At 61.7% G+C, this 582-nt stretch carries 1 protein-coding gene and 1 pseudogene; both read left to right on the top strand.

The genetic code is table 11. The features are described from left to right. Positions 1-181, top strand: a 181-nt coding sequence (locus CXQ94_RS23935; RefSeq protein ID WP_104092590.1) for a TfoX/Sxy family DNA transformation protein, incomplete at its 5' end; no start/stop codon positions are given. 111 nt (positions 182-292) lie between these two features. Further along, a pseudogene (locus CXQ94_RS23930) lies at positions 293-582 on the top strand (cAMP-binding protein); the annotation flags it as partial.

The following is a 582-nucleotide window of genomic DNA, read 5'->3' as shown; positions in this document are numbered from 1 at the left end:
GGACCTCCGACGATTGGGCGCGGTGAGCTCCTATCGCGCTGTGAAGGCACGCGGCTTCGGGGCCTCGAAGGTTCTGCTGTATGCCATCGAGGGGGCGTTGAGAGATGTCCCGTGGCAGCAGCTGCCGGTCCCGCTGAAGGAAGAGCTGAATCGGAATCTGGGCGCCGATCGCGACAACTAGAGCTAGCTCACAACCTCTGCTCGGCGAGATTTACTCAGGCCCTCGCCCGAGCCTATTGTGCGCCGACGTGACCCTGCCAATCGTGTGCCCGTTCGTTCAAGGATTACCGACATGTATTTACTCGGGGAGCAACCGGCCTACGCCGATCGCCTGATCAACCGCCTGCAAACCATCCCCACCCAATTGCTCGAAGGCTTGCAGCCCTCAGGCCCCAACCTTGAACTCAAGCACACCGACGATCTGTGCGCCGAGCTGCCGGCACAGCAACTTTTCATCATCGAGACCGGGCTACTGCATGCGCTGATCGGCGGCAAGGCGCTGTTCTATCTGCAGGAGGGCGACCTGGTTGGATTGCGCCAGTCGGGCGACCTGCCAGAGTGCCGCTATTGCAGCGACGAACC

It is taken from the genome of Arthrobacter sp. GMC3, assembly GCF_002929305.1.
GTDB lineage: Bacteria > Actinomycetota > Actinomycetes > Actinomycetales > Micrococcaceae > Specibacter.
This window is presented reverse-complemented; position numbering and strand designations above follow the sequence as displayed.